We start from the raw sequence: 22469 nt of genomic DNA on the forward strand, positions 1-22469 counted from the left end.
GCCTGGGAGCGGGCGCGACGTCCACCCGGATTGTGAAGGACTCAACGGCGCCTGTGGACAGCGGCGCGTTGACGGCGTCCGGACGCCACCGAAAGCCGCTGCTGGCGCACCGCGCGAAGCTCCACGACGTTGCCGCGGCGCGCCTCTTCCAGCGCGTCCACCAGCCCACGCTTGCCGCCGAAGTGGTAGCGCGGCGCGCCGCGTCCCACGTGCGCGTTTCGGGCCACCGCCGCGAGCGTCAGCGACTCCAGACCGTGCTCCCGGACGAGCTGCTCCGCCACGTGCAGGAGCCGCTCGCGCATTCCCTCCTCGATTCCCGCGCGCGGCGGCGCGACGATGAGGTGAAACCAGGGCCACCCCAGCATGACGTTTCCCCTTCTCTTCCTTCAGGCTTCCGGACCCAGGGCGGGCCACGGCCGCGACTCGCGCTACGGCCGGGACGTAACCTGCTTGCGGACGTTTCCAACAGTGATGGCTCGTGATTCCAAACATCACCGGTGTGAATTCTCCGGGACTGGGATGCGCGGGACATGACGCCCTCGAAGCCCGGCGCGAAGGGGGGTCCTCGGCGGCGGGCACGCAAGCGGCCGGCGGTGATGGCGGCCACGTCGCTGGTGTTGGACGCCGCTTCGGGCGCCTCGCTCCAGACGCAGCTCGTGGAGGCGCTGCGCGCGGCCATCGTCGCGGGGCGGTTGGCGCCGGGCACGCGGCTGTTGTCCACGCGCGCGCTGGCCGAGCAGCTCGACATGTCGCGCAACACGGTGCTCAACGCGTACTCGCGGCTCTTGTCGGAGGGCTATCTGCTGGGCCAGTTGGGCTCGGGCACGTATGTCGCGCACGAGCTGCCGGAGCGGCTTCATGCCTCGCGGCGCGCCGGGGCTCCCGTGGCCGCGCCGAAGCACACGCCGGGAATCTCCAAGCGGGGGTGGGCGGTGGCCGGCCTGCCGGACCTGCGCATCACCGCGCCTGGCATTCCCGCAAGCCGGCTGGCGTTCCGCATGGGCACGCCGTCAGTGGATGCCTTCCCGAGTGACTTGTGGGGACGGCTGCTCAACACGCGCTGGCGGCGCTCGTGGGGCGATCTGCTCAAGCGCGCGGAGCCCGCGGGCCATCCGCCCCTGCGGCGCGCCGTCGCGGACTATCTGGCGACCTCGCGGGGCGTGCGGTGTGTCCCCGAGCAGGTCATCATCGTCAATGGCGCGCAGCAGGCGATGAGCCTGGCGGCGCAGGTGCTGTTGGACCCGGGCGATGCCGCGTGGGTGGAGGACCCGGGCTACTTCGCGAGCCGGGGCGCGCTCGTCGCCGCGGGCGCCACGCTGGTGCCCGTGCCGGTGGACGCGGAGGGCCTGGACGTGAACGCCGGCATGCGGCTGCGGCCGGACGCGCGGCTGGCCATCGTCACCCCGGCCCACCACTTCCCGCTGGGCGTGGCGATGAGCGAGGAGAGGCGGCAGGCGCTGCTCGCGTGGGCTGTGCGCTCGGATGCCTGGATCGTGGAGGACGACTACGACAGCGAGTTCCGCTACGTGGGCCGTCCGCTGCCCGCGCTCCAGGGGCTGTCGCCGGACGCGCGGGTCATCTACATCGGCACGTTCAGCAAGGTGGTGTCTCCGGCCCTGCGGGTGGGCTACCTGGTGGTGCCGGAGTCGCTGGTGGACGTCTTCAGCGCGGCGCGGCGCTTCGCGGACGGCCACACACCCGTCATCGAGCAGGCGGTGCTCGCGGACTTCATCGACGAGGGCCACTTCAGCCGCCACGTGCGCCGCATGCGCGTGTTGTATGGGAGCCGGCAGGAGGCGCTCGTGGAAGCAGCCCGGCGCGAATTGCGCGGGCAACTGGACGTGTCCCCCCTCCACACGGGCATGCACCTGGTGGGCTGGCTGCCGGAGGGAATGGAGGACCGCGAGGCCAGCACGCGCGGCATCGAAGCCGGGGTGATGACGCAGCCCCTGTCCGCCTTCCGGACCCAGTCCACGGGCCCCGGAGCGCTCCTGCTCGGCTACGCGTGTGTGCCCGAAAAGGAAATCACCGAGGGCGTGCGCCTGCTCGCGCGCGCGCTGCGCTGAACAGAGTCCCCGGCGGCTCGCTGGGAAGTGGCCCCCCACCCAGGTCCGAAGTGGCACCATCGAGGGGTGTGCGAGTGGCCCTCGCGCGTCGTGGGCCCCCCGGTTACTTCACGCATCAGCGAGGGGGACACGACGTCCCTCCCTGACGGAGACGAAAGACCATGGAAGCACAGCGTTTCGAGACCGCGAAGCTGGCCCCGGGCATCTTCACCGCGATGATGGGACTGGAGAAGTATCTGCATCAGTGCGGGTTGGAGGTGGGCCTGCTGCACCTCATCAAGCTGCGCGCCTCCCAGCTCAACGGCTGCGCGTACTGCATCGACATGCACTGGAAGGACCTGCGCGCCATCGGCGAGACGGAGCAGCGGCTCTACGGGCTGGATGCGTGGGAGGAGAGCCCCTACTACTCGGCGCGGGAGCGCGCGGCCCTTGCCTGGACGGAGGCCGTCACGAACCTGCGGGACGGGCATGTGTCCTCGGCCGTGTACGAGTCGGTGAAGCCGCACTTCACGGACAAGGAGCTGGCGGACCTCACCGGCGCGGTGGCCACCATCAACGCGTGGAACCGGCTGGCCATCGCCGCGCGCTCGGTGCCGGGGGCGTACCAGCCGCCGAAGTCGGCGCACAAGGCCGGCTGAAGCCACGCGGTTCGCGACGCCGCCCGGGTGTATCGACGCGAGCCCGGGCGAAGCATTACTGTCCGGGACTCATGGCGGACACCCGACAGAAAACGCCCCCCACGCACTTCACGGAGCGAGAGGCCGCGGAAATCATCCGCGAGGCCAGCGCGCATGCGCTCGCGAGTCGCGAGCCTGCGCGGACCCTGACGCGTGAGGAGGTGCTCACCATGGCGCGGGAGATGGGCCTGAGCGAGGCGGCCGTGGAGGTCGCCCTGGTCTCCCGCGCCCAGAAGGAGCAGCACCAGCGCAAGGACCGCAAGGAGCTGCTGGGCCTGGCAACGCACGGCCTCAGCTACACCATCGTCCTCGGCGGGCTGACGTTGATTGACCTCTTCTCCGGCCCTGGCTGGTGGGTGCACTGGCCCGCGCTGGGCTGGGGCATCGGGCTGGCGTTCCATGCCATGGGCACGGTGATGGGGATGGCCAGACGCGAGCTGAAGGTGGAGGACGACGAGTAGGGCGTGTCGGTTGGGAATATCGCCGAGCATCACCGGATGCTCTACGACACGGTGCGCGTCCACGCCTACCGCTCGTCACTGTTCCGGCACGCCAGGGACCAGGTCGTCCTCGACATCGGAACGGGGACGGGCCTGCTCGCGATTCTCGCCGCGAAGGCCGGGGCACGACATGTCTATGCCATCGAGGAGTCCGCCATCGCGGAGGTGGCCCTGGAGATGTACGCCGAGAATGGCGTCGCGGACCGCATCAGGATGGTCATTCCCCCCACCGCTCCGCAGACGCTGCTCACCCGCCCCTGCCTGCTCCGGGACGTCCAGCTCGACGGGGATTTGACCGAGGCGATGAACGAGCAGTCCGTCGAATCGGTGCTCGAGGTGAACGCTCCCGGCATCCTGGGGGGCGTGGCCATCTACTTCCGCGCGCACATGGACGAGCACACCGTCCTGTCGACCTCGCCCTCCGCGCCGCCGACGTGCTGGGGCTTCCAGGTGAAGGAGTTCAAGGAGCGGGTGCAGGTGCGGCCCGGAGACCGGGTGAGAATCGTCTCGACACTCAACCGCTCCCACGGACACCGGTTCAAAATCGTCCTCGCCTGATGGGACGGCGGCGGGGTGGCCCACACGCCGTGGCGGCTCAAGTCCCCGGCGGCGTGCGCGGCAGCTCCGTGCCAAACACCGCCTGGAGCATGTCCACCAGTCCAGGCCACTCCTCCGCGCCCAGCCATAGTCCCTCTTCGACGTGCTCCACGCTCATGGCAAGTGACGCGGTCTCGAAGAGCCTCGCGGAGAGCACACCCTCCGCGGGGAGGCGGCCCTCCACCTGGAGCACCTGGCCGTCCCAATGGAACCCCGGAGGCAAGAACCGCTCCGCCATGGCGCGCAGCGCGGAGCGGCTGGCGCCCGCGCGCAACAGTCCCATCACCAGCGCCGAGGCCCCGCGCGACTCCTCCAACTCGACACGGCCGGGCGTGCGCAGCCACAGCCGATAGCGCCCCGAGACGAACTCCACCCGCTCCAGCGTCGTCTCCACGCGCAGCTTCCAGCCCTTCACGGACAGCCGGATGTCATAGAGCTCCGGCCGGGTCTCCCAGTGGCGCAGCTCCACGTTCTTCGCCTTGCCGAGCAGCTGGCGCACCACCGTCTCCACCCGCACGTGAGACAGGCGCAGCCGTTTGCCGCCCACGTCCACCGCGACGTCTCCGGAGAGCGGGGACGGCAGCCGCTTCGCCCACTCCCGCGCGCCCTCCAGCAGCTTCATCGCCAACGACTGACTCGACATCCCAGCTCCTCCCGAGTGGGCGCGCAGCATGCACTGGATTCCCGACGCGGTAAGGAGGCCCTCGGGTACGAGGGCCTGTCACCCCGGATGCTCAGGGTGCGAGCGACGGGAAGCGACCCGCCTCCCAGTCCGCCAGCCGGGCGCGCCCCTCGGCCACACTGTCCACCACGAAGTTCCACCAGATGACGAGCGGGTCCGGCAGCGGCTCACCTCCGAACACCACCGCCCGCCCGCCCTTCACCGAGTGCAGCGACAACATGGAGGCGCCTTCGTCCAGGTGCGCGAGCACGCCCCGCTCCACCGTCGTCCCATCCACGGCCACGTCCCCGTCCGCCACATAAAGCGCGAGCGCGTGCGTGGGCGGCACGGGCAGCGACACCGAGGCCCCCGCCTCCAGCTCCACGTCCAGGTACGTCAAGGGATGGAAGGTGGGCACGGGGGAGACGGCGTCGCCCAGGCGACCGGCGAGCACGCGCACGCGGGCGCCCTCGCGCTCCACGAGGGGCAGCCGCGACGCGGGGACATGTTCGAAGGAGGGCTCCGTGTGGCGCTGCTCGCGAGGCAGGGCGACCCAGGTCTGGATGCCGTGCAGCGGCGCGGCGCCGGGGCTCGAGTCCACGTCCTCCGCGTGGACGATGCCGCGTCCGGCGGTCATCCAATTCACATCACCCGGATGGATGTCCTGCACCGAGCCCACGGAGTCGCGATGACGGAGGGCACCGGAGAACAGGTACGTCACCGTCTGGAGGCCCACGTGGGGATGCGGGGGGACGGCCATGGTGCCCGGTACGGCGGGCGAGGGTCCGAAGTGGTCGCAGAAGACGAAGGGCCCCACGCGCCGCAGCTCCACCCGGGGCAGGGCTCGCAGCACCCGCGAGTCCCCCACCAACTCCGTCGGCTTCGCGGGCCACAGGGCCGCCACGCCACGCTCCGCCAGGGCATCCACGCGCGCCGCCGACGCTGAATCCGTCCCCATGCTCGACTCTCCTCGCCGGGCGTCCGCGTGAACCCGCGTTGTCGTGGAGCCCGAATGCCGGATGCTAGTATCACCCACTCTTCCCCTCGCGCATCCCCCCGGACCCATGGCACGAGCCTCCGCCGCACTCCCGGTTGAACCGTCTCTCGCCTTGCCTCGTGCCTTCTGGAAGCGCTTCGCCCGCGAGCACTGGGACCAGGGACCCACCGTGTTCCAGGGGATGTTCCCCCGCCACTTCCCGTCGCCCTCGGAAATCTTCGAGGCGCTGCTGAACGTGGGCATGCGCTACCGGCAGGGCGAGTCGATGCTGCCCGTGCGCTTCTACGTGGAGAGCGAGGCGACCGCGGAGGGGCCGCCGGAGGTCCTCGCCGCCGTCGCGCTGTCGCGCTACCTGCCCCTGCCGGAGGACGGTGACGTCGACGGGTACGCGCGGCGGATGGAGCGACTGCTGCAGGGACGGCGCTTCGGGCTGGTGCTGAGCAGCACGGAGAGCCACCACTGGAGTCACTGGCTCCAGATGCGCAGCTTCCTGTCGGGCTTCCACGGCGCGCTCGGCGTGCCGCTGGGGGGCGCGGACTCCGCGCTGTTCCTGGGCAACTACCGCCACACGCCGTTCGGCGTGCACAAGGACGACCTGCACGTCTTCTACTTCGTCATCCAGGGCCGCCGCAGGATGAGCTTCTGGCCGCTGGAGGCGCTCAGCTCGCGGCCGGAGGTGGCGCCGCATGCGGACCCGGGGCTGAAGGACCGGCCACACGGCGTGGTGCCGCGCGACGCGGAGGACGAGCGTCAGATGATGGCCCAGGCGCGCGTGCTCGAGGCCGGCGCGGGGGACTTCATGTACTGGCCCTCCTCGTACTGGCACCGCTCCGAGCCGAGCAAGGGCCTCACCATCGCCGCCTCGCTGGGCCTCGGCTTCCGCGCGCCCATGTTCCTGGACCGCGCGCCCGAGCAGCCGTGGCCTGGCAGCCTGCGCCATGGGGAGCTGCCCCAGGACAGGGACTGGAAGCTGCCGGCTTCGGTGCGCGCCGCGCTCGCCAGGCAGGGCCGGGGCCCGGGGCTGCGAGCCACGCGCGACACGCTCACCGAGGGATGGGCGCGCTTCCTCTCCAACGGCGCCTTGGACGGTCCTCCTCCCGAGGCGCGGGGCCTTGTGCCGCTCACGCTCGAGGACACGGTGGTGGCGAGCCCCGCGCGGCCCATCGTCACCGTGCCCCTGGACGAAGCACGCCTCGTCGTGGCCGCCAACGGATACTCGCGGACGCTGCGCTCCACGCCGGGCGCGCGGCGGCGGCTCCATGCGCTGGTGGAGGCGCTGAACTCCGGCCGGCCCCAGGTGGTGGGCGCGCTGGAGGAGTCCTTCTTCCAACGCCTGCCTCCGCGCGCGTTTCCCCGCGCGGGCGTGCGCACACTGTTGGATGAGATGGCGCGGTGGCGCGCGGTGTGGCGCCACGTGCCCGCGCGCCGACGCTGAGGCCTCAGCCCCCCGGGGGAGGCAGCACCAGGGTGGGCGTGCCGCACCCCTCGGCCGAGGGAAAGAAGGCCAGGTCCGAGCCCACGCCTCGCAAGCCGCGGAACGTCTCCAGCACGGGCAGCTCCAGCTCCAGCGGCTCCACGCGGTGCACCCGGCGTCCGTCGCGGACCTCCCAGCCTCCCGCGATGAGCGACACCGTGCCCGGCGTGGGCATGGTGGAGAAGTTCTCCACGCGCGCCACCAGCTCCGTGTAGTCGGCGGGCAGCGCATCCTCGCGCGGTAGGACACACAGGTTGAGCGGCGTGGGCGTCGCGGGGTGCGCGAGCTCTCGGAGTCCTCGGCCCCCAGACTCGCCGCCGAGGCGCGCGGCCGTCTCCTCCGTGTGGAGGAACCCCGTGAGGCGGCCCTCGTCGACGAGTCGCAGGACGCGGGCGGGCCGCCCTTCGTCATCGATGCTCCGGTGCTGAGTGCCTCGGGGGTCCAGCGGGTCATCCACCACGGACAGGATGGAAGGGAAGAGCTTGCGGCCCACGGCGCGGGTGAGCGCGGGCATCGCCGCACCAATGTCTCCTCGCAACAGCCAGGCGAGCCCCGCGACGAGCGGCGCCGCGACGGCGGGCCGCAGCACCAGGGGAAGCGAGCGGTCCGCTTGCTTCGCGGGTCCTTCCAGCGCGGACACGGCGTCGGCCAGGCGAACGCGCACCGGGCCAAGGTCCCCCTCTCCCTTCGTCATCAAGGCCAGCAGGGGCACGGCATCCACCAGCGCGCCACGCGACGTCTCACAGCGCAGGAAGGCCGCCTCATGCTCGGCCCGTCGGAAGGACTCAAAGCCATCGCTGCGCACGAGCAACGCCCCCGAGCATTCCTGCTTCACCACCAGGGCCTGGACGACGACTCCCGCGGGCAGGACCTCCTCGACGATGCGCTCGGCGCAAAGGCGCGCGCGCGAGGGATGCGTCTCCAGGCGCCACGCGGCCTGGGAAATGGGCGGGCTCGCGGGCGAGGCGGGAAGAGGCGCGGGCGTACCGGTGCGTGCCTTGCCTTCCGCGGACAGCAGCAACCGCTCCAGGGCCGCCACGCCATCCACGGACTCGACGGCGGTGCCCATGAGCGCTTCGGTCCAGACCCGGGCGGAAGCGGTGAACCCGCTACCCCAGCTACAGGAGGAGGTCCGCGTGGCTACGTCGTAGTCCATGGACAGGTCCGCATGCGACAGCAGGTAGAGTTCCGCGCTCCGCCATCCTCGCTCGCGACACAGGCGGTCCATCACCTTCCGCGCCTCGACACTCCAGTCATGAGGTGACAGGCCCGCCGTGTCCGTCAGGTCGGCCTCGGTCGCTTCCACGTCCTCGTCACCTTTCGACATGCGGACTCATTCACCGGAGGGCCTGCTTCCGAGCCCCGTCGCGCCACGCGCTCACGTGCTCGCATCATGCGTCTCGTGGAGGGCCTCCACCAGCCCCGGTCTCGGTCCGCCACGCGGCGTGATACAACCCGGGAGCGCGATACCTCGCGCGTCCCTCGACACGGACGGAAGGAGCCTCTCGCCTTGGATTGGTTCGTGGAGCGACGCGAGGTCTCCGACGTGCTCCATCTCCGCTCTGGCATCCGCGTGCCGCCCGCGACCTTCGAGCGCGGTGTCTGCGCGCGCAAGGGCAGCCCGAGCCACGGCGAATACACCTGGACGGAGCTGGCACGGGACGCGCCCGCGCCAGGGCTGCTCCCCGGTGAGGTCCTGGAGCGGACACGCGGGCCGCTGGTTCGTCCCTCCGCGCTGGCGGATGGCGCGGCGCTTCGCGAGGACGTCGTTCGCCGGCTGGTGACAGTCGCTCGCGAGGCGGGCGCGGCCCACCTGGACGTGACGCTGCGCGAGGTAGACCGCTGGACGCTCCATGCCCATCCCGAGCGGCTCGTGGAGGAGCACACCCGTCATGCCCTGCTGGAGGTGAAGGCCTTCCACGGCGAGCCCGGTGGCCCCCGGTTCGATGCCTGGCGCTGCGTCAGCCACCCCGACGCCGCGCACCTCCATGCGGCCCTGCCCGCCCTGGAGGTCTGGGTGGATGCACTGGTGCGCGAGCTTCGGGAGACGACTCCCGCGCTGCCATGTCCCTCCGAGGCGCTGCCCATCCTCCTCCCACCGGGCGCGGCCTCCGCGTGCTTCTTCCACGAGGTCTGCGGCCATCCGCTGGAGGGAGATGTCGTCGCGCGCGGCGGCTCCTTCCTCGCGCGCCGGATGGGACAGCGCGTGGCGGAGCCCTTCGTCCACGTGTCGGACGACCCCACGGATGCACAGAACGCGCTCGGCTTCGCCTGGGACGATGAGGGACACGCGGCGCGCGCGGTGCCGCTCTTGCGCGAGGGCGTCGTCACCTCACCCCTGCTGGACACGCGCAGCGCTCGGGCGCTCGGCCTGGAGCCCAACGGCCACGGCCGGCGCGTGGACTTCCGCCATCCGCCGCTGCCTCGCATGGCCCACACCCGCGTGGAGCCCCATGAGGGAAACTTGAACGCGTTCCTCGCGGACATGGGCCAAGGGCTGCTCGTGCAGCACCTCACGCCACGGCACATGAATTTGCTGTCGGGGGACTTCAGCTTCTACATCGTCGAGGCCCGCCAGGTCCGCGACGGGCGCGCGGGGGCGCGCGTGGGCCCAGGCATCCTCTGGGGCAACGGGCTGACGGCGCTGGCCGCCATCGACGCCGTGGGCTCCGACGCGCTCAACCTCTTCGCCACGCGCGGGTGCCGCAAGCTGGACCACGGCCCGCTGCCCGTATCCTTCGGGCAGCCATCGGTCCGCTTCCGCGCGCTGCAGGTCCGGCCCGGGGCGTGAATCCCCGAGGCCTGGACCTCTCGCGTGACTACTCGGCCGGGGGCCCCACGGGCTCGGCCGGGGGCTCCACGGGCTCGGGCGGGATGTAGCAGGCCCAGGTGGTCTCCGGCTCCGGCGGAGGCGGGTCCTCCAGGCCACCGCCCGGCGGCGGCTCCTCGCCCGGCGGCGGAAGCGGAAACTGCCCGAAGGCCCGGTACACGCTGACCTCGCCCGGACGCGGCTCCACGATGACGGACGGAAGCAGGTACGGCCGGGGCGGCGCGTCGGGGTCGGGCTCGCCCGGCTCCGGGACGAAGGTGTCGATGAGGTTGATGGTCACCGGCGCGGTGGAGTTGGGTGGCAGCACCAGCGCGAAGTAGCCCAGGAAGCTCTCCGAGCCGGGGAGCACGCTGAAGCCCATGGGCGACTGGCCCGGCAAGCCTTCGGGGGGAGCCCAGTCCAGCGCGAAGAGCTGGCCGGCGGACGCCTCCGCGATGCTACCGACCGGCGTCTGGAACAGGTCCGCCAGGAAGCTCATGTCGTGGACCCACAGGAGTGCGACACCGCCCGTCTTCGTGGAGTCCAACAGGTCCGCCGGCGTCGTGGGCGTGCCCGCCGCCGTCATCGCCTGGGCCACCGCGTCCAGCGCGCCCGTGTTGCCCACCAGCACCGCGGACTGGCCGTAGCACTGCGTGACGCTGGCGAGGATGGGCCGCACGTACGTGGTGGGGAAGTACGTCGTCGGCGGCAGCGGGATGGGGAACTCGGGGTCCAGCACCACACCCTCCTCGGGGGGCGTGGCGGACGCGAGGTACGTCGCCGCGTCGCCCGACGGAACGCCGACCAGCTGCCACGTCCCACCGAAGTCCGAGGGAGCCGCCGCGAACTTGCTCCCCTCGGGCGAGGACAGCGTCACGCTCCCGCCCATGATGGCGGACAGGGCGGTGTAGGGCCCGTTGAAGACGCCGGGTATCGCCTCCTCGGTGACCTCTTCGGGGAGCGTCATGAAGGCGATGAGGAACGCCTCCGGGTCGTAGACCACGCCCGAGACGTTCGTCGTGCGCGCGGGGAGGTCAACCACGGGCGCGGTGTCGGGCAGGGTGATGACGGGCGCCTCGGAGTCGGCACACCCGCCGACGGCGGCGCAGAGCAGGAAGCTGGAAGCCAGGGAGCGGAGCTTCATCGGGTCCTCGGGGCTCAGCGCACTGGCAGCACGTGCTCGGCGGGAGCCGTGGTCACGTGGCAGGCGTTGGCGCAATTGCCAAAAGCGTTGGGGGGGGAGTTGATCTCCTGGAACGGCAGGTCGAAGTACTCCGTGCCGTGGGTGCCCGGGTGGCAGCCGGCGCAGGCAATCATGCTGGGGCGCAGCGTGCTCTCGCGCGTCAGGTGGCACAGGGTGCAGTCACCCTTGTTCTGGACGTACTTGGGCGAGTTGATGTGCAGCCGGTGGACGAAGTCCGACACGTGCCCGACGACGTCGTCGTGGTGACACACCTTGCATGTCTCCACGTGGTCAACAGAGACGCCGTGGTGCACGTTGCTCAGCGAGCTGACCCCGTTGTGACACACCTGGCAGTTGCCGATGCGGCCCGGGTACGTGGTGGGCTCGGCCTGGCCCACCTGGAAGAAGAACGGGTCCAACCGGTTGAGCCGCTCGCCCTCGAAGTTGCGGTGGCCCTTGAGCAGGATGGCGTAGGTGCCGGGCTTGGCGTCCGGCGGCAACGTCACCGTGTAGCGCGTCGTCGGCTGCACCCACGGGCCGCCCGCGACGGCCATGATGTCCGGAGGCACGTAGAACTGCGGCTCGCTCGAGGCGGGATAGGAGAAGTAGTCCGTGGGCACGAAGCCGCCGTTGACGACCTTCAGGTCCTGCAGCGGCCCGACGACCTTGAAGCCGGACTCGGACGCGCTGCTGTCACGCCACGTCAACAGCATGAACTCGTTGAAGTAGGCCAGGCCGTTGGAGCCCTCCTCCATGTAGGTCATGAACGAGGGCATGGAGCCGCGCGGATGCAGGCCGTGGCCATCGCCGTCCTGGAGTGACACGACGAAGTCCACCGTCTCGCCACCGTTGAAGAAGTTGCCGTTGGGGGGGCGGGAGACCTGCACCTTCTGCTTGAGGCCGAAGCCGCACGGCGTGGGCACGTCCGTGGCCAACCCATCCGGCCCCAGCTCGTAGCAGGTGGGGGGGCGCTCTTTGGCGTCCTGGAAGGTGACGGGGAAGAGGAAGGGCTTCTGGGGGAGCTGGCTCCACGTGAAGCGGATGACGCCCTCGCCCCGCAGGTCCGGCATGGTGAAGGACTTGAAGGGGTTGGTGGAGTTGGCGAAGGACACCTTCACCGCCGTGGCGAACTCGAGCGCGTCGTAGTTCGCTGCCCTGTGCGGCGTGGGGTCTCCGGGGAACAGCGGGCGCTGCAGGCCCGTCACCGTGAAGCTGGCGCGGGTGCGGCCCGTGACGGGGCTCTCCGCGAGGAAGTCCGAGCGCAAGTAGGTCTGGCTGACGCGCACGTTGCCATCCGCGTCCAGCACCTCCAGCAGGAAGGTGTCGTCCGTGGCCAGCATCCACGCGGCGTTCTCGTAGAACGTCTCGCGCAGGAACGTCTGCGGCTGCAGGCGCTTCCACCCGTCACGCCCCGAGGACAGGCCCGACCAGTCCAGGTCCTTGAAGTACGACTCCAGGCGCATCCACGCCGCGGGCGTGCGCTTGTCGTTGTATTCGGGGAAGCGTGCCAGCTCGACGTCCATCGCGGAGAACTCGCGCAGGAAGTACAGCTCACCGGCGGAGACGACCATTCGCGCGTGAGGCTCGCTCGGCTCGAAGGGCGCGTCCGGCCTCGGGTAGCCGTCATTCATGTTGTAGCAGGTGTCCCCGTAGGCCGGCAGGTTCAGGTCCCCCTTCGTCACGGGCTCACCCGTGGGGAGGATGGCGCAGCCCTTGAACCACAGCAGGGACAGGGAGATGGCACCGGAGGCGGAGCTGTCGTACGGGTCGAACGCGCGAGCACCCCGGCCACGGGTTCCTTCCGTGTCGGCCGTGTCGAACAGGTTGCACCCCGAGGCGACCGCCAACACCGGGAGCATCAGGACCAGCTTTTTCAGGGACAGTGTCATGGGGTTCGAGTCCAGCCCGGCGCACCGAGAACAGGGGACGGTGTAGGGCAAGGCGTGTATCCTACTTTCTAAGAATGCGCCGCGCCAATCACTGGCCGCTGGCGCGTCGCGTCGGGGTCCCCTGGGTCTTCAGGAAGCGGTACATGGCGCGCAGATCCTCCTCCTTCATGGAGGCGAAGGCCTGCCAGGGCATGGCCAGCTTGTTGACCTGGCCCTTGCGGCTGGGCGCGGCGCCCAGGTCCTTGAAGGCAGTGAAGCGGGCGACGAAGGCGTCCTCGTCCAGCCCCTTCATGACGGGCCCCCCGGGCAAGAGGGACGGAATGGGCTCCGCGCCGAAGGGGGTGGGCGCGGCGCGGCCACCCGCGAAGGGCTTGGGTTCCTCGTCCGCGCTGGCGTGGCAGAAGGCGCATTGGGCGACGGTCGCCAGGTAGCGGCCCCGGGCGATGGGGTCCGCGGCGGGCTCGGCGACGGGTCCGGGGAGGGGCGCGGCCAGGTCCTGGATCTCCGCCGTCACCTCCGGAAGCAGCTTGGAGGGGGGCGTGGCGCGGGCCACCGCGGGCACCGTGCGCAGCCAGGCCACCACGGCGCGGGCGTCACCGTCCGACAGGGTGGTGCGCCACTCCATGTACGGCATCATGGGAAACAGCGTCCGTCCGTCGCGGCCGTAGCCCTCACGCAGGGTGCGCAGCAGCTGCTCGTCCGTCCAGCGCCCCACGCCGTGCTCGGGGTCTGAGGTGATGTTGGGCGCGCACAGGGTGCCCGGCATCTCCCATTCCTCACCGAAACACGCGCCCGCCAGCACCGGCCCCGACACCGGCCCGCCGAAGCGGCCGTAATCCCGCTCGGTGTGGCAGCCGACGCAGCCGAGCACCGACTCCGCCAGATACCGTCCCCGGGCCACGAGCGCCGGGTCAGCCGATGCGGGCACCACGGTAGGCGCGGGAGGCGCCACCGGCTTCGCGGCGACCACGGGCGGGGCTGGAGGTGGCGCCTTGGGAGCCTCTTCCCGTTGACGACAGGCCGCCCCGGCGACGAGCAGCACCACGGACACACTCCACCCCCAGCTTCGACTCCCTGCGTTCACTCGAGTGTCTCCCGTTCCTATTCCAAGGGGGGCCCGTCCACCGGACGGCCCGAGCGCAGGGCCGTGAGGGCCCGGCGGTATTCGATGGGGAGCCGGTCCGCCTTCACCAGGACCTCGCCCGCGAAGTCCAGCGGGTGCGCGCGCGGACGCTGCCCCTCCGCGATGCGGCGGTCCTGCTCCAGGATGGCCGACTCCGACTTCACGAACACGTCCGCGAAGTTGCGGATCCTCGGGTGGTACGAGGCGAAGTAGAAGCACTGCATCTTCTCCTCGGACCAGGGCGAGGCCACCGCGTAGACGGTGTGCGGATAGAAGAGGGTCGGCTTGAAGGACAGCCGCGCGGCGAAAGGGAACGTCACGTCATAGGTGAGCGTGGTCCGGTCCACCCGGGGCGGCGCGCCACCGACACCAGGCGCCAGCGCGGGATACACGATGCGCGCGGAGAGTCCGTCCGACCGCTTCTCCACGTCGTAGGGCGGCACCTCGGGCTGGTCCGGATTGCCGAACGTCCCCTCATGCACGAAGGAGAGGTGGGCCACGTCCAGGACGATTTCCACCATGCGGCCGGCGGCGATATCCCAGTCCAGGCGCGGCAGCGGCACCGTGGCCACCGTCGTCGTGTCAGACAGCTCCGGCCATTCTGGCAATGGCGCGGCGGGCTCGGGTGAAAGACAGACCCAGACCAGGCCATGCCGCTCCGCGGCATGAAACGTCGCGAGCCGCGCCCGCTCCGGAATGGGCGTCTGGGGTTGCGAGGGAATCCGGACGCAGCGCCCGCTCTCGCCGTACGTCCAGCCATGGAACGCGCAGCGAAGGCCCTCGGGGGTGATGGAGCCTGAGCAGAGGTCCGCGCCACGGTGCGCGCAGTAGCGCTGAGAGGCCGCGACGCCAGAGCCGGTGCGCCAGAGGACCAGATCCGTCTCCAGCAGCCGGGCTGGAAGAGGCGCGTCCCGCAGCTCGTGGGAGTACGCCACCGGATGCCAGTACGGGGCGAAAGCGTCCCGGTACGGGCGGACCTCGTGGGCCGCGCTCATGCCAGGGCGAGCGGGGCGATCTTGCTTTCGATTTCCTCGAGGAGGAAGTCGATCTCCTCTATCTCGTCGAGCTTCTCGGGAGCAGCGGACACCGCCTCGGCGGTAGTCGATGTGGATACTGCTGTAGCAGCCAATTCGGAGGGGGACTGAGCAGTCTCTTCCGACGCCATGGGATGGCCTCCACTACACAGGGGAGGCGGATGCTCGGGGGAACGCTGGGGGAATGTCAACCCACCGTGGCTTTCCTCACCTGTCACAACGCCACTAGACTGCGTTCATCCATGCCCCCTGCCCCCTCCGTCGTGCGCATCGTGGCCATGTTGTGTCTGCTTCATGGCACCGCCCACGCGGAGCCCTGGAAGAAAGCCAGACCCGGCACCACGACGGAGTCGCAGTTGCGCATCCTGTTCGGCGAGCCCGACTCACGACGTCGTGAGGATGGCGCGCTGGTGCTCGACTATCAGGGTCAGTCCTCGCCGGCGGGCACGAGGCATGCGCGTTTCACGGTGGATACACGCACCCGAAGACTCCAGCGCATCGATGTCTTTCCCACCCGGCCTCCCTCGCGCGCCTCGGTGGAGAAACAATTCGGCGCGGCGTGTCCCAAGGTCGGCCGGAGCAAGAAGCCCTGCTACCTGGTGAAGGCCACGGCGGACACCACGCTGTACTTCCACTATCCCTCGCGCGGCCTGGCGGTGTTCTTCACCGGTGCCGACGTGCGCGCGCTGACCTACGAGCGTCCTGTCCGGGGGCGCCTCGCGCTCTCCTCCAGCGTGGAGCCGCCGCTGGAGCTGGGCTCGGGGAGCGACGGCGTTCGGAGCACGAACGCATCGGGCGACACCGTGTCCGCGTCCGGCACCGACGCGGAGGACGACACCGAGACCGCCGACGGCAACACCGTGGAGGCCTTCGCGGAGCCCGCCTCCGACACCGCGAACGCGCCCGCCGCCGCGAGCCTGGCGCTGGCGGTGCCGACCATCGACGGCGAAGGCGAGGGCCAGGCACCGCGTCCACCAGCGTCCGTTGACGTGGACACCTCGCTGCGGCCCGTGGTGGTGGCGGACATGGGGACGTCTGTCACCTCGGGTCCCTCCGTGCCGGGCGAGGGGCCCCAGCCGGTGACGGAGGAGGCCGCGGTGGAAGACCCTCTGCACCCTTCCGCATTCCTCAAGGTGCCGGAGCTGCTCACGGTGGGCGGCTTCTATCTGCAGCGCGCGGAGGTATCCGGCGCCACCCGGGCGCTGAGCGCGAAGACGGGCGTGGACCCGTTCTTCCCGGCGCTGCTGGACGTGTACCTGGACTTCAAGCCGTTCGACGGGCTGCGCAGCTTCGCGGTGGGCCGGATGGCGTACGACCCGTTGGACCCGCTGCTCTCCACGCCCGTGACGAGCCTGGACCGGCTGTGGATCTACTTCGGCCTCTTCGACCACGTCTTCATCACCGCGGGCCGTCAGCACATCAAGTGGGGCAGCTCGAAGATCTGGAACACCACCGACTTCCTGCGCTCGCGCAATCCGGACCCGTTGTTCCTCTATGACTTGAGGCCCGGCGTGGACATGGTGAAGGTCAACGTGCCGTGGGAGGAGATGGCCGCCAACCTGTGGATCATCGGCACCGCGGACCTGGTGGACACGACGAGTGGAGTGGGCGGACTGGAGGACGAGGACCGCGTGCGCTACGGCGGCGCGGTGCGCGCGGAAATCGCGCTGGGCACCAGCGAGCTGGCGGCGACGGGCTCGTTCTATGAGGGGCGGCGCCCCCGCTATGGCCTGGACTACTCGCTGGGCCTGGGGCGGCTGGACTTCAACACGGAGATCGCCCTGGTGCATGGCGCGGACGTGGCCACGTGGGAGCGCGCGGCGGACGGTGGCTTCCAGGTGCGGGCGCTGGACGGGTTGCAGGTGCAGGCCAGTGGCGGCATGCAGGTCGAGCTGCGGGTGGCGGACACCTTCAAGACGGTGGTGCGGTTGGAGGGCTTCTACAACCAGTTGGGCAGCGATGACCGCGAGCTGCTGACGTGGGTGCAGACCGTCGGCGACTTCCAGCCGCTCTACTTCGGCCGCTTCTATGGCATGGCGCAGGTCGCCGTCACCGCGCGCAACATCTACGAGCCGACGACAACGCTCACCTTGCTGGGCAACGTGGGCGACCCCTCCTACGTCGTCCGGCTGGACATCAACGCCTCCCGGCTGCGTGACGTGACGGTCGCGGCCTTCGTGGAAGTTCCCTTTGGAGAGCGCGGCGGCGAGTTCCGCTTTCAGCCCGACCCCACCGTGGCGCCTGGTGCACCGGTGGACATGGGGTTGTTCCGCGCGGGCATCAACGTTCGCCTCAGGCTCTGAGCCCTACCCACATGACAGCTCCAGACGATTCCGCCCCGGCCTCCCCCAGCCAGCAAGGACGGAAGGTTCCCCCTGTCGACTCCGTCGCCGCGCCCGGCGCCGCCACCCCTCTGCCCGAACACGCTCCAGCGCACGAGCCCGGACCGCGCCCCGTCCTCTCCGACGAGCAGCGCCAGCGGGTGCTCTCCACCTTCAACGCCTCCGAGCGGGAGTTCGAGGGCGGCGACACGGTGGTGGCCTGCTTCGAGCAGCAGGTGGACCGTGCGCCCGACGCGACGGCGCTCGACTTCGAGGGCACGCGGCTGACGTACCGGGAGCTGGATGAGCGCGCCAACCGGCTCGCGCGCCACCTGCGCTCGTTGAGCGTGGGGCCGGAGACGCGCGTGGCGCTGTGCGCGGAGCGCTCCGTGGAGCAGGTGGTGGGGATGCTGGGCATCCTCAAGGCGGGAGGCGCGTTCGTTCCGTTGGACCCGGCGCATCCTCCCGAGCGCCAGGGCTTCATGCTCTCCGACAGCGGCGCGCCCGTGGTGCTCGCGCACCAGCGGGTGATGGACGAGTTGCCGCTGCGAGGCGAGATGCTGGTGGAGCTGGAGGGCCCCCGGCCGGAGTACGCGCACCTGTCCGTCGGACGACTGGACGCGGTGGTCACGCCGGAGCACCTCGCCTACGTCATCTACACCTCCGGTTCCACGGGACGCCCCAAGGGCGTCCTGGTGCCACACGCGGGTCTGCGCAATACGGCTTTGGCCGCGGTCCAGGCGCATGGCTTCCGGCCGGAGGACCGGGTGCTCCAGTTCGCGTCGATGACCTTCGACGCCTCCGTGTGCGAGGTCTTCGCCACGCTGCTCGCGGGCGCGACGCTGGTGCTCGCGCCCCAGGAGCGACTGCTTCCCGACGCGCCCCTGCGAGCGCTGCTGCGTGAGCGCGCCGTCACCGCCGTCACCCTCACCCCATCCGTGCTCGCGCAGTTGGAGACGGAGGGACTGGAGGGGCTGCGCACCGTCATCTCCGCGGGCGAAGCCCTGCCCATCGCCGTGGCCGAGCGCTGGAGCGAGGGGCGCCGGATGCTCAACGCCTACGGCCCGACGGAGGCCAGCGTCTGTGCCGCCATCACTCCGCACGCGGTGGTACCGGGCGCCATCACCCTGGGCACGCCGTGGCCCAACACGCGGCTCTATGTGCTCGACGAAGCGCTGGAGCCCCTGCCCCCCGGCGTGGCCGGCGAGCTGTACATCGGCGGCGTGGGCGTGGCCCGTGGATACCTGGGCCGTCCGGACCTCACGGCGGAGCGCTTCCTGCCCCATCCCTTCAGCCCCATCCCCGGCGCGCGGCTGTACCGCACCGGAGACCTGGCGCGGTGGACGCCGGACGGAGAGCTCGAGTACGCGGGCCGCGCCGACACGCAGGTGAAGCTGCGCGGCATGCGCGTGGAGCCGGGTGAAGTCGAAGCCCTGCTCGCGCGCCATCCCGAGGTCCGCGAAGTCGCGGTGCTCGCGCGCGAGGTGACGGCCGGAGAGCTGTCGCTGGTGGCCTTCATCGTCCCGGATGTGGGCCTGGATGCGGCCCGTGTCAGCACGGCCCTGCGTGCGTGGCTGCGACAGCAGCTCCCCGAGCACCTGGTGCCCTCCGTGCTCATGACGCTCTCCACCCTGCCCCTGACGACCTCGGGGAAGGTGGACCGGCGAGCGCTGGGGGTGATGCCGCTCGAGCGCGGCGATGCATCGGGCGCTGTCCCTGGAGGCGAGCCTCGAGGAAAGCTGGAGGCGCTGCTCGCGGGCCTGTTCCAGCAGGTGCTGGGTGTGGAGAGGGTGGGACGGGACAGCGACTTCTTCGACCTGGGTGGGCACTCGTTGAGCGCGACGCGGCTGCTGGCGCGCGTACAGCATGCGGTGGGGGTGGAGCTGCCGCTGAGCGCGCTGTTCTCCCACGCCACGGTGGCCTCCCTGGCGCGCGCGCTGGGGCCCAAGGCCGCGTCGCTCGGAGCGCCCCTCGCGGGCCCCACGCAGCTTCCCGACGACGCCGTCCCGATGACGTCCCTGGCACAGGAGCGGCTGTGGTTCCTTCAACAGCTTCAGCCCGACTCGGCGGCGTACCTCGTCGTCGACGCGCTGGAGTTCCGGGGCGTGCTGAGCGTGCCCGCGATGGAGGCCACGCTGCGCCGGATGGTGGAGCGACATGCCGCGCTTCGCGTCACCTTCACGCCCGTCGAGGGCAGCCCGCGCCTGCGCACCCACGCGGTGCACGAGCCCGTGCTCGCCGTGGAAGACCTGTCGCGGCTCCCTCGCGAGGCGGGGACACCGGAGGCCGTGCTCCAGCGCCGACTGAGTGAAGAAGCCGCGCGCCCGCTCTCGTTGGAAGACGGGCCGCTGTACCGGTTCCGCCTCTTCAGCGTCGGCCCCGAGCAGCACGTGCTGCTCCTGGTGCTTCACCACCTGGTGGTGGATGGCCTGTCCATGGGCATCCTCCTGAATGAGCTGGCGCGGACGTACTCCGCCCTCCAGGAAGGCCGTGAGCCCGCCCCGGCGCCGGTGACCATGACCTACGCGGATGTCTCCGCGTGGCAGCGCACTCCCGAGGTGCGCGCGCGTGAGGACATCCACCTCGAATACTGGAAGCGACAGCTCGCCGGTGCACCGGCGCTGCTCATGCTTCCCACCGACAAGCCTCGACCGCCGGTCCTCTCCGACCGGGGCGCGTACTCGCGTCGACACATGCTGCCCCGCGAGGTCCGTCAGCGCCTGGAGGCCCTGTGCCGACATCACCAGGTGACGCCTTTCATGGCGCTCTATGCCGTCTTCGCCACCCTGCTCCACCGTTACTCCGGTGAGCAGGAGCTGTGCATCGGCACGCCTGTCTCCGGCCGCAGTCACGAGTCCACGGAGGAGATCGTCGGTCTCTTCATCAACACGCTCGTGCTGCGCACCCACCTGTTGCCAGCCGCGCCCTTCTCCATGCTGCTGGCCCACGTCTGGGCGATGTCACTGGAGACCTTCAGCCACCAGCACGCCCCCTTCGAGCGGGTCGTCGATGCGCTCCATGTCGAGCGCAGCCTGAGCCACGCGCCGCTGTTCCAGGTGATGTTCGACCTGCGCCGCGTCGACTCGCCCCTCTCCTTCACCGGCCTGTCTTCGCAGCACGTCTTCGTCGACAACGGCACCAGCCAGCTCGACCTCGCACTCACCGCCACCGAACTGCCGGACTCTTCGCTCCAGCTCTTCTTCCAGTTCCGCACCGACCTCTTCGAGCACGCCTCCGTCGAGCGGATGCTCTCCCACTTCGTCCTGCTGCTGGAGCAGGCCCTCGCCGCTCCCCAGCTTCCCCTCTCCGAGCTCTCCCTCCTCGACGCCGACGAGCGACGACGCGTCCTGCTCGACTTCAACGACACCGAGCGGACCTTCGACGCAGACGGCACTGTCGCTTCTCTTCTTGAAGCCGCGTTCGCTCGCACTCCCGACGCCATCGCGCTCGTCGCTCCGGATGCCACGCTCACCTTCGCGCAGCTTCATGCGCGCGCCTCGCGTCTCGCGTCCCACCTCGCAGCGTTGGGGGCTCGTCCCGAGGCCGTCGTCGGCGTCTGCGTCGAGCGCTCCTCCGAGGCCGTCGTCTCGCTGCTCGCCGTCCACCTCACCGGCGCCGCATGCCTTCCGCTGGAGCCGTCTCATCCACCAGCACGCCGTGCACTGCTGCTTCAGCAGTCCCGTGCCAGCCTCGTCGTCACTTCGCCTTCGCTGTTTGACGGCGTTCAACTCGACGCGGTGCTCGTGCAGCCACAAGACGCCCTGCGGCCCGGTGCGGCGCTCGCGCAGCCCTCACGCGCGCATCCGGACAACCTGGCGTACATCCTCTACACCTCGGGCTCCACCGGCCTGCCCAAGGGCGTCCTCTCCACCCAGCAGAACGTCGTCCACTGCTTCGACGCCTTCGACTCCCTCTACTCCACTGCCCCCGGCCACACCTGGGCCGCCTCCGGCAGCCTCTCCTTCGACATCCACCAGGAGGAAATCCTCTTCAGCCTCTCCCGCGGCGCTCGCGTCATCCTCCGCGACGTCGGCCCCCTCGGCCTCGCGCGCGACATCCTCCGCCACCGCGTCTCCCACGTCGTCATCACCCCCTCCTCCCTCGCCACGGCCCTCGAGGAGCCCGGTGCCTTCGACGCCTTCCGCTCTCTCTCCGTCCTCGTCACTGGCGGCGAAGTCCTCCCCGACTCTCTCGTCCAATCCCTCGCGCTGACTTCCACCCGCCTCGTCAACACCTACGGGCCCACTGAAGCCAGCATCAACGTCGCCGCCGAAATCTCCCTCCCCCACCGCCCCGTTCGTCTCGGCCGCCCTCTTCCTCGCTGCCGCCTCTACGTCCTCGACGACTCCCTCCAGCCTCTCCCCCCAGGCGTCCCAGGCAAGCTCTTCATCGGCGGCATCTGCCTCGCTCGCGGCTACCACTCCCTTCCTCACCTCACCGCTGAGCGCTTCATCCCAGACGCCTTCTCTTCCTCCCCCGGCTCTCGCCTCTACGACACGGGCGACAGGGCCCGCTGGAATGACGACGGCTCCCTCTCCTTCCTCGGACGCTCCGACTTCCAGCTCAAGCTCCGCGGCGTCCGCGTCGAAGTCGAGGAAATCGAAGCCGCTCTCCTTCGCCTCCACGGCGTCCGTCAGGCCGCTGTCCTTCCCTTCCGCCCCTCTCGCGACACCTTCCTCGTCGCCTTCCTCGTCCTCGACGACTCCGCACCCTCTCTCTCCTCTCTTCGCGACGCGCTGGCCTCCTCTCTTCCGGAAGCCCTCGTCCCCTCCCGCTTCCTCTCCCTCCCCTCCCTCCCCTTCACCACCAGCGGCAAGGTCGACAGGACGGCCCTCTCCTCCTTCGACATCTCCTCCGCTGTCGCGGCCGAGTCCTCTTCCGACTCCGCTCCTCGTGGCCAGGCAGAGGCTCTCCTCTCCCAGCTCTTCGCTGACGTCCTCTCCCTCTCCGTCGTCCCTCGCGACGCTGACTTCTTCTCCCTCGGCGGCCACTCCCTCTCCGCCACCCGCCTCGTCTCCCGCATCCGCCTCGCCTTCGGCGTCGAGCTTCCTCTCGCCTCCCTCTTCGCCTCTCCCTCCGTCGCGGGACTGGCCGCCGCACTCGCTCAGCACCACGCGCCTGCCCTCCCTCTCCCCAAC

17 protein-coding genes are annotated in these 22469 nt (G+C 70.5%); 8 read left to right on the forward strand and 9 right to left on the reverse strand.

The genetic code is table 11. From position 1 onward, the window contains the following. Positions 1–41 precede the first annotated feature (41 nt). On the reverse strand, positions 42–365 hold the full coding sequence (locus tag HR086_RS27340; RefSeq protein WP_174467095.1) for a helix-turn-helix domain-containing protein: 324 nt from the start codon (positions 363–365) through the stop codon (positions 42–44). Positions 366–530: 165 nt separating this feature from the next. On the opposite strand from HR086_RS27340, the gene HR086_RS27345 reads away from it, so the two are divergent. The 4 genes from HR086_RS27345 to HR086_RS27360 all read left to right on the forward strand — a co-directional run bounded on the left by HR086_RS27345 (position 531) and on the right by HR086_RS27360 (position 3801). After that, entirely contained in the window at positions 531–2066 is a 1536-nt protein-coding gene (locus tag HR086_RS27345; RefSeq protein WP_174467096.1) for a PLP-dependent aminotransferase family protein, read from the forward strand. A 161-nt stretch (positions 2067–2227) separates the two neighbouring features. Continuing rightward, positions 2228–2704: a carboxymuconolactone decarboxylase family protein gene (locus HR086_RS27350; RefSeq protein ID WP_141643687.1), complete on the forward strand. Its 477-nt coding sequence runs from the start codon at positions 2228–2230 to the stop codon at positions 2702–2704. 71 nt (positions 2705–2775) lie between these two features. Next, positions 2776–3204, forward strand: coding sequence for a 2TM domain-containing protein (locus HR086_RS27355; protein ID WP_174456463.1), 429 nt, complete (start codon positions 2776–2778; stop codon positions 3202–3204). 3 nt (positions 3205–3207) lie between these two features. Next, a complete protein-coding gene (locus HR086_RS27360; protein WP_217441974.1) occupies positions 3208–3801 on the forward strand; it encodes a 50S ribosomal protein L11 methyltransferase in 594 nt (197 codons plus the stop codon). Between the two features lie 37 nt (positions 3802–3838). Here the strand turns inward: HR086_RS27360 and HR086_RS27365 are convergent, their stop codons facing one another. Together HR086_RS27365 and HR086_RS27370 are read right to left on the reverse strand one after the other, a co-directional pair. Further along, positions 3839–4483, reverse strand: a complete 645-nt coding sequence (locus HR086_RS27365) for a hypothetical protein (protein ID WP_174462781.1) — start codon at positions 4481–4483, stop codon at positions 3839–3841. A 91-nt stretch (positions 4484–4574) separates the two neighbouring features. Further along, positions 4575–5459, reverse strand: coding sequence for a pirin family protein (locus tag HR086_RS27370; RefSeq protein WP_174467097.1), 885 nt, complete (start codon positions 5457–5459; stop codon positions 4575–4577). A gap of 151 nt (positions 5460–5610) precedes the next feature. Between HR086_RS27370 and HR086_RS27375 the strand changes: the two genes are divergently transcribed. Further along, positions 5611–6933, forward strand: coding sequence for a cupin-like domain-containing protein (locus tag HR086_RS27375; protein ID WP_174467098.1), 1323 nt, complete (start codon positions 5611–5613; stop codon positions 6931–6933). Between the two features lie 4 nt (positions 6934–6937). Here the strand turns inward: HR086_RS27375 and HR086_RS27380 are convergent, their stop codons facing one another. Beyond that, a complete protein-coding gene (locus HR086_RS27380; RefSeq protein ID WP_174467099.1) occupies positions 6938–8299 on the reverse strand; it encodes a metallopeptidase TldD-related protein in 1362 nt (453 codons plus the stop codon). 183 nt (positions 8300–8482) lie between these two features. Here HR086_RS27380 and HR086_RS27385 point away from each other — a divergent pair, with 183 nt between their 5' ends. Next, entirely contained in the window at positions 8483–9763 is a 1281-nt protein-coding gene (locus HR086_RS27385) for a TldD/PmbA family protein (protein ID WP_254626491.1), read from the forward strand. Between the two features lie 28 nt (positions 9764–9791). Here the strand turns inward: HR086_RS27385 and HR086_RS27390 are convergent, their stop codons facing one another. The 5 genes from HR086_RS27390 to HR086_RS27410 all read right to left on the reverse strand — a co-directional run bounded on the left by HR086_RS27390 (position 9792) and on the right by HR086_RS27410 (position 15141). Further along, positions 9792–10925: a hypothetical protein gene (locus HR086_RS27390; RefSeq protein WP_254614574.1), complete on the reverse strand. Its 1134-nt coding sequence runs from the start codon at positions 10923–10925 to the stop codon at positions 9792–9794. A 14-nt stretch (positions 10926–10939) separates the two neighbouring features. Next, complete coding sequence (locus tag HR086_RS27395; RefSeq protein WP_174456469.1) at positions 10940–12853, reverse strand: hypothetical protein; 1914 nt, start codon at positions 12851–12853, stop codon at positions 10940–10942. An 88-nt stretch (positions 12854–12941) separates the two neighbouring features. Beyond that, entirely contained in the window at positions 12942–13898 is a 957-nt protein-coding gene (locus HR086_RS27400; RefSeq protein WP_371745597.1) for a c-type cytochrome, read from the reverse strand. A 56-nt stretch (positions 13899–13954) separates the two neighbouring features. Next, positions 13955–14971, reverse strand: coding sequence for an aromatic ring-hydroxylating dioxygenase subunit alpha (locus HR086_RS27405; RefSeq protein WP_174462786.1), 1017 nt, complete (start codon positions 14969–14971; stop codon positions 13955–13957). After that, a complete protein-coding gene (locus tag HR086_RS27410) occupies positions 14968–15141 on the reverse strand; it encodes a Xan family putative trans-acting RiPP leader peptide (protein WP_141643698.1) in 174 nt (57 codons plus the stop codon). The genes HR086_RS27405 and HR086_RS27410 overlap by 4 nt, the downstream gene beginning before the upstream one ends. 111 nt (positions 15142–15252) lie before the next feature. Between HR086_RS27410 and HR086_RS27415 the strand changes: the two genes are divergently transcribed. Both HR086_RS27415 and HR086_RS27420 read left to right on the forward strand, forming a co-directional pair. Next, positions 15253–17313 carry a hypothetical protein gene (locus HR086_RS27415; protein WP_174467101.1) on the forward strand — a complete coding sequence of 687 codons (2061 nt, stop codon included), beginning with the start codon at positions 15253–15255 and terminating at the stop codon, positions 17311–17313. 11 nt (positions 17314–17324) lie between these two features. Beyond that, a partial coding sequence (locus HR086_RS27420) for a non-ribosomal peptide synthetase (protein ID WP_174467102.1) occupies positions 17325–22469 on the forward strand: 5145 nt, incomplete at its 3' end.

Source organism: Myxococcus sp. CA039A (assembly GCF_013336645.1).
GTDB classification, from domain to species: Bacteria; Myxococcota; Myxococcia; order Myxococcales; family Myxococcaceae; genus Myxococcus; species Myxococcus llanfairpwllgwyngyllgogerychwyrndrobwllllantysiliogogogochensis.

Excerpts from the sequence above, each read along its gene's own strand:
- HR086_RS27365 (WP_174462781.1), bottom strand. The coding sequence starts at position 4,483 with ATGTCGAGTCAGTCGTTGGCGATGAAGCTGCTGGAGGGCGCGCGGGAG.
- HR086_RS27415 (WP_174467101.1), top strand. The coding sequence starts at position 15,253 with ATGCCCCCTGCCCCCTCCGTCGTGCGCATCGTGGCCATGTTGTGTCTG.
- HR086_RS27395 (WP_174456469.1), bottom strand. The coding sequence starts at position 12,853 with ATGACACTGTCCCTGAAAAAGCTGGTCCTGATGCTCCCGGTGTTGGCG.
- HR086_RS27340 (WP_174467095.1), bottom strand. The coding sequence starts at position 365 with ATGCTGGGGTGGCCCTGGTTTCACCTCATCGTCGCGCCGCCGCGCGCG.
- HR086_RS27390 (WP_254614574.1), bottom strand. The coding sequence starts at position 10,925 with ATGAAGCTCCGCTCCCTGGCTTCCAGCTTCCTGCTCTGCGCCGCCGTC.
- HR086_RS27370 (WP_174467097.1), bottom strand. The coding sequence starts at position 5,459 with ATGGGGACGGATTCAGCGTCGGCGGCGCGCGTGGATGCCCTGGCGGAG.
- HR086_RS27355 (WP_174456463.1), top strand. The coding sequence starts at position 2,776 with ATGGCGGACACCCGACAGAAAACGCCCCCCACGCACTTCACGGAGCGA.
- HR086_RS27410 (WP_141643698.1), bottom strand. The coding sequence starts at position 15,141 with ATGGCGTCGGAAGAGACTGCTCAGTCCCCCTCCGAATTGGCTGCTACA.
- HR086_RS27405 (WP_174462786.1), bottom strand. The coding sequence starts at position 14,971 with ATGAGCGCGGCCCACGAGGTCCGCCCGTACCGGGACGCTTTCGCCCCG.
- HR086_RS27350 (WP_141643687.1), top strand. The coding sequence starts at position 2,228 with ATGGAAGCACAGCGTTTCGAGACCGCGAAGCTGGCCCCGGGCATCTTC.
- HR086_RS27345 (WP_174467096.1), top strand. The coding sequence starts at position 531 with ATGACGCCCTCGAAGCCCGGCGCGAAGGGGGGTCCTCGGCGGCGGGCA.
- HR086_RS27380 (WP_174467099.1), bottom strand. The coding sequence starts at position 8,299 with ATGTCGAAAGGTGACGAGGACGTGGAAGCGACCGAGGCCGACCTGACG.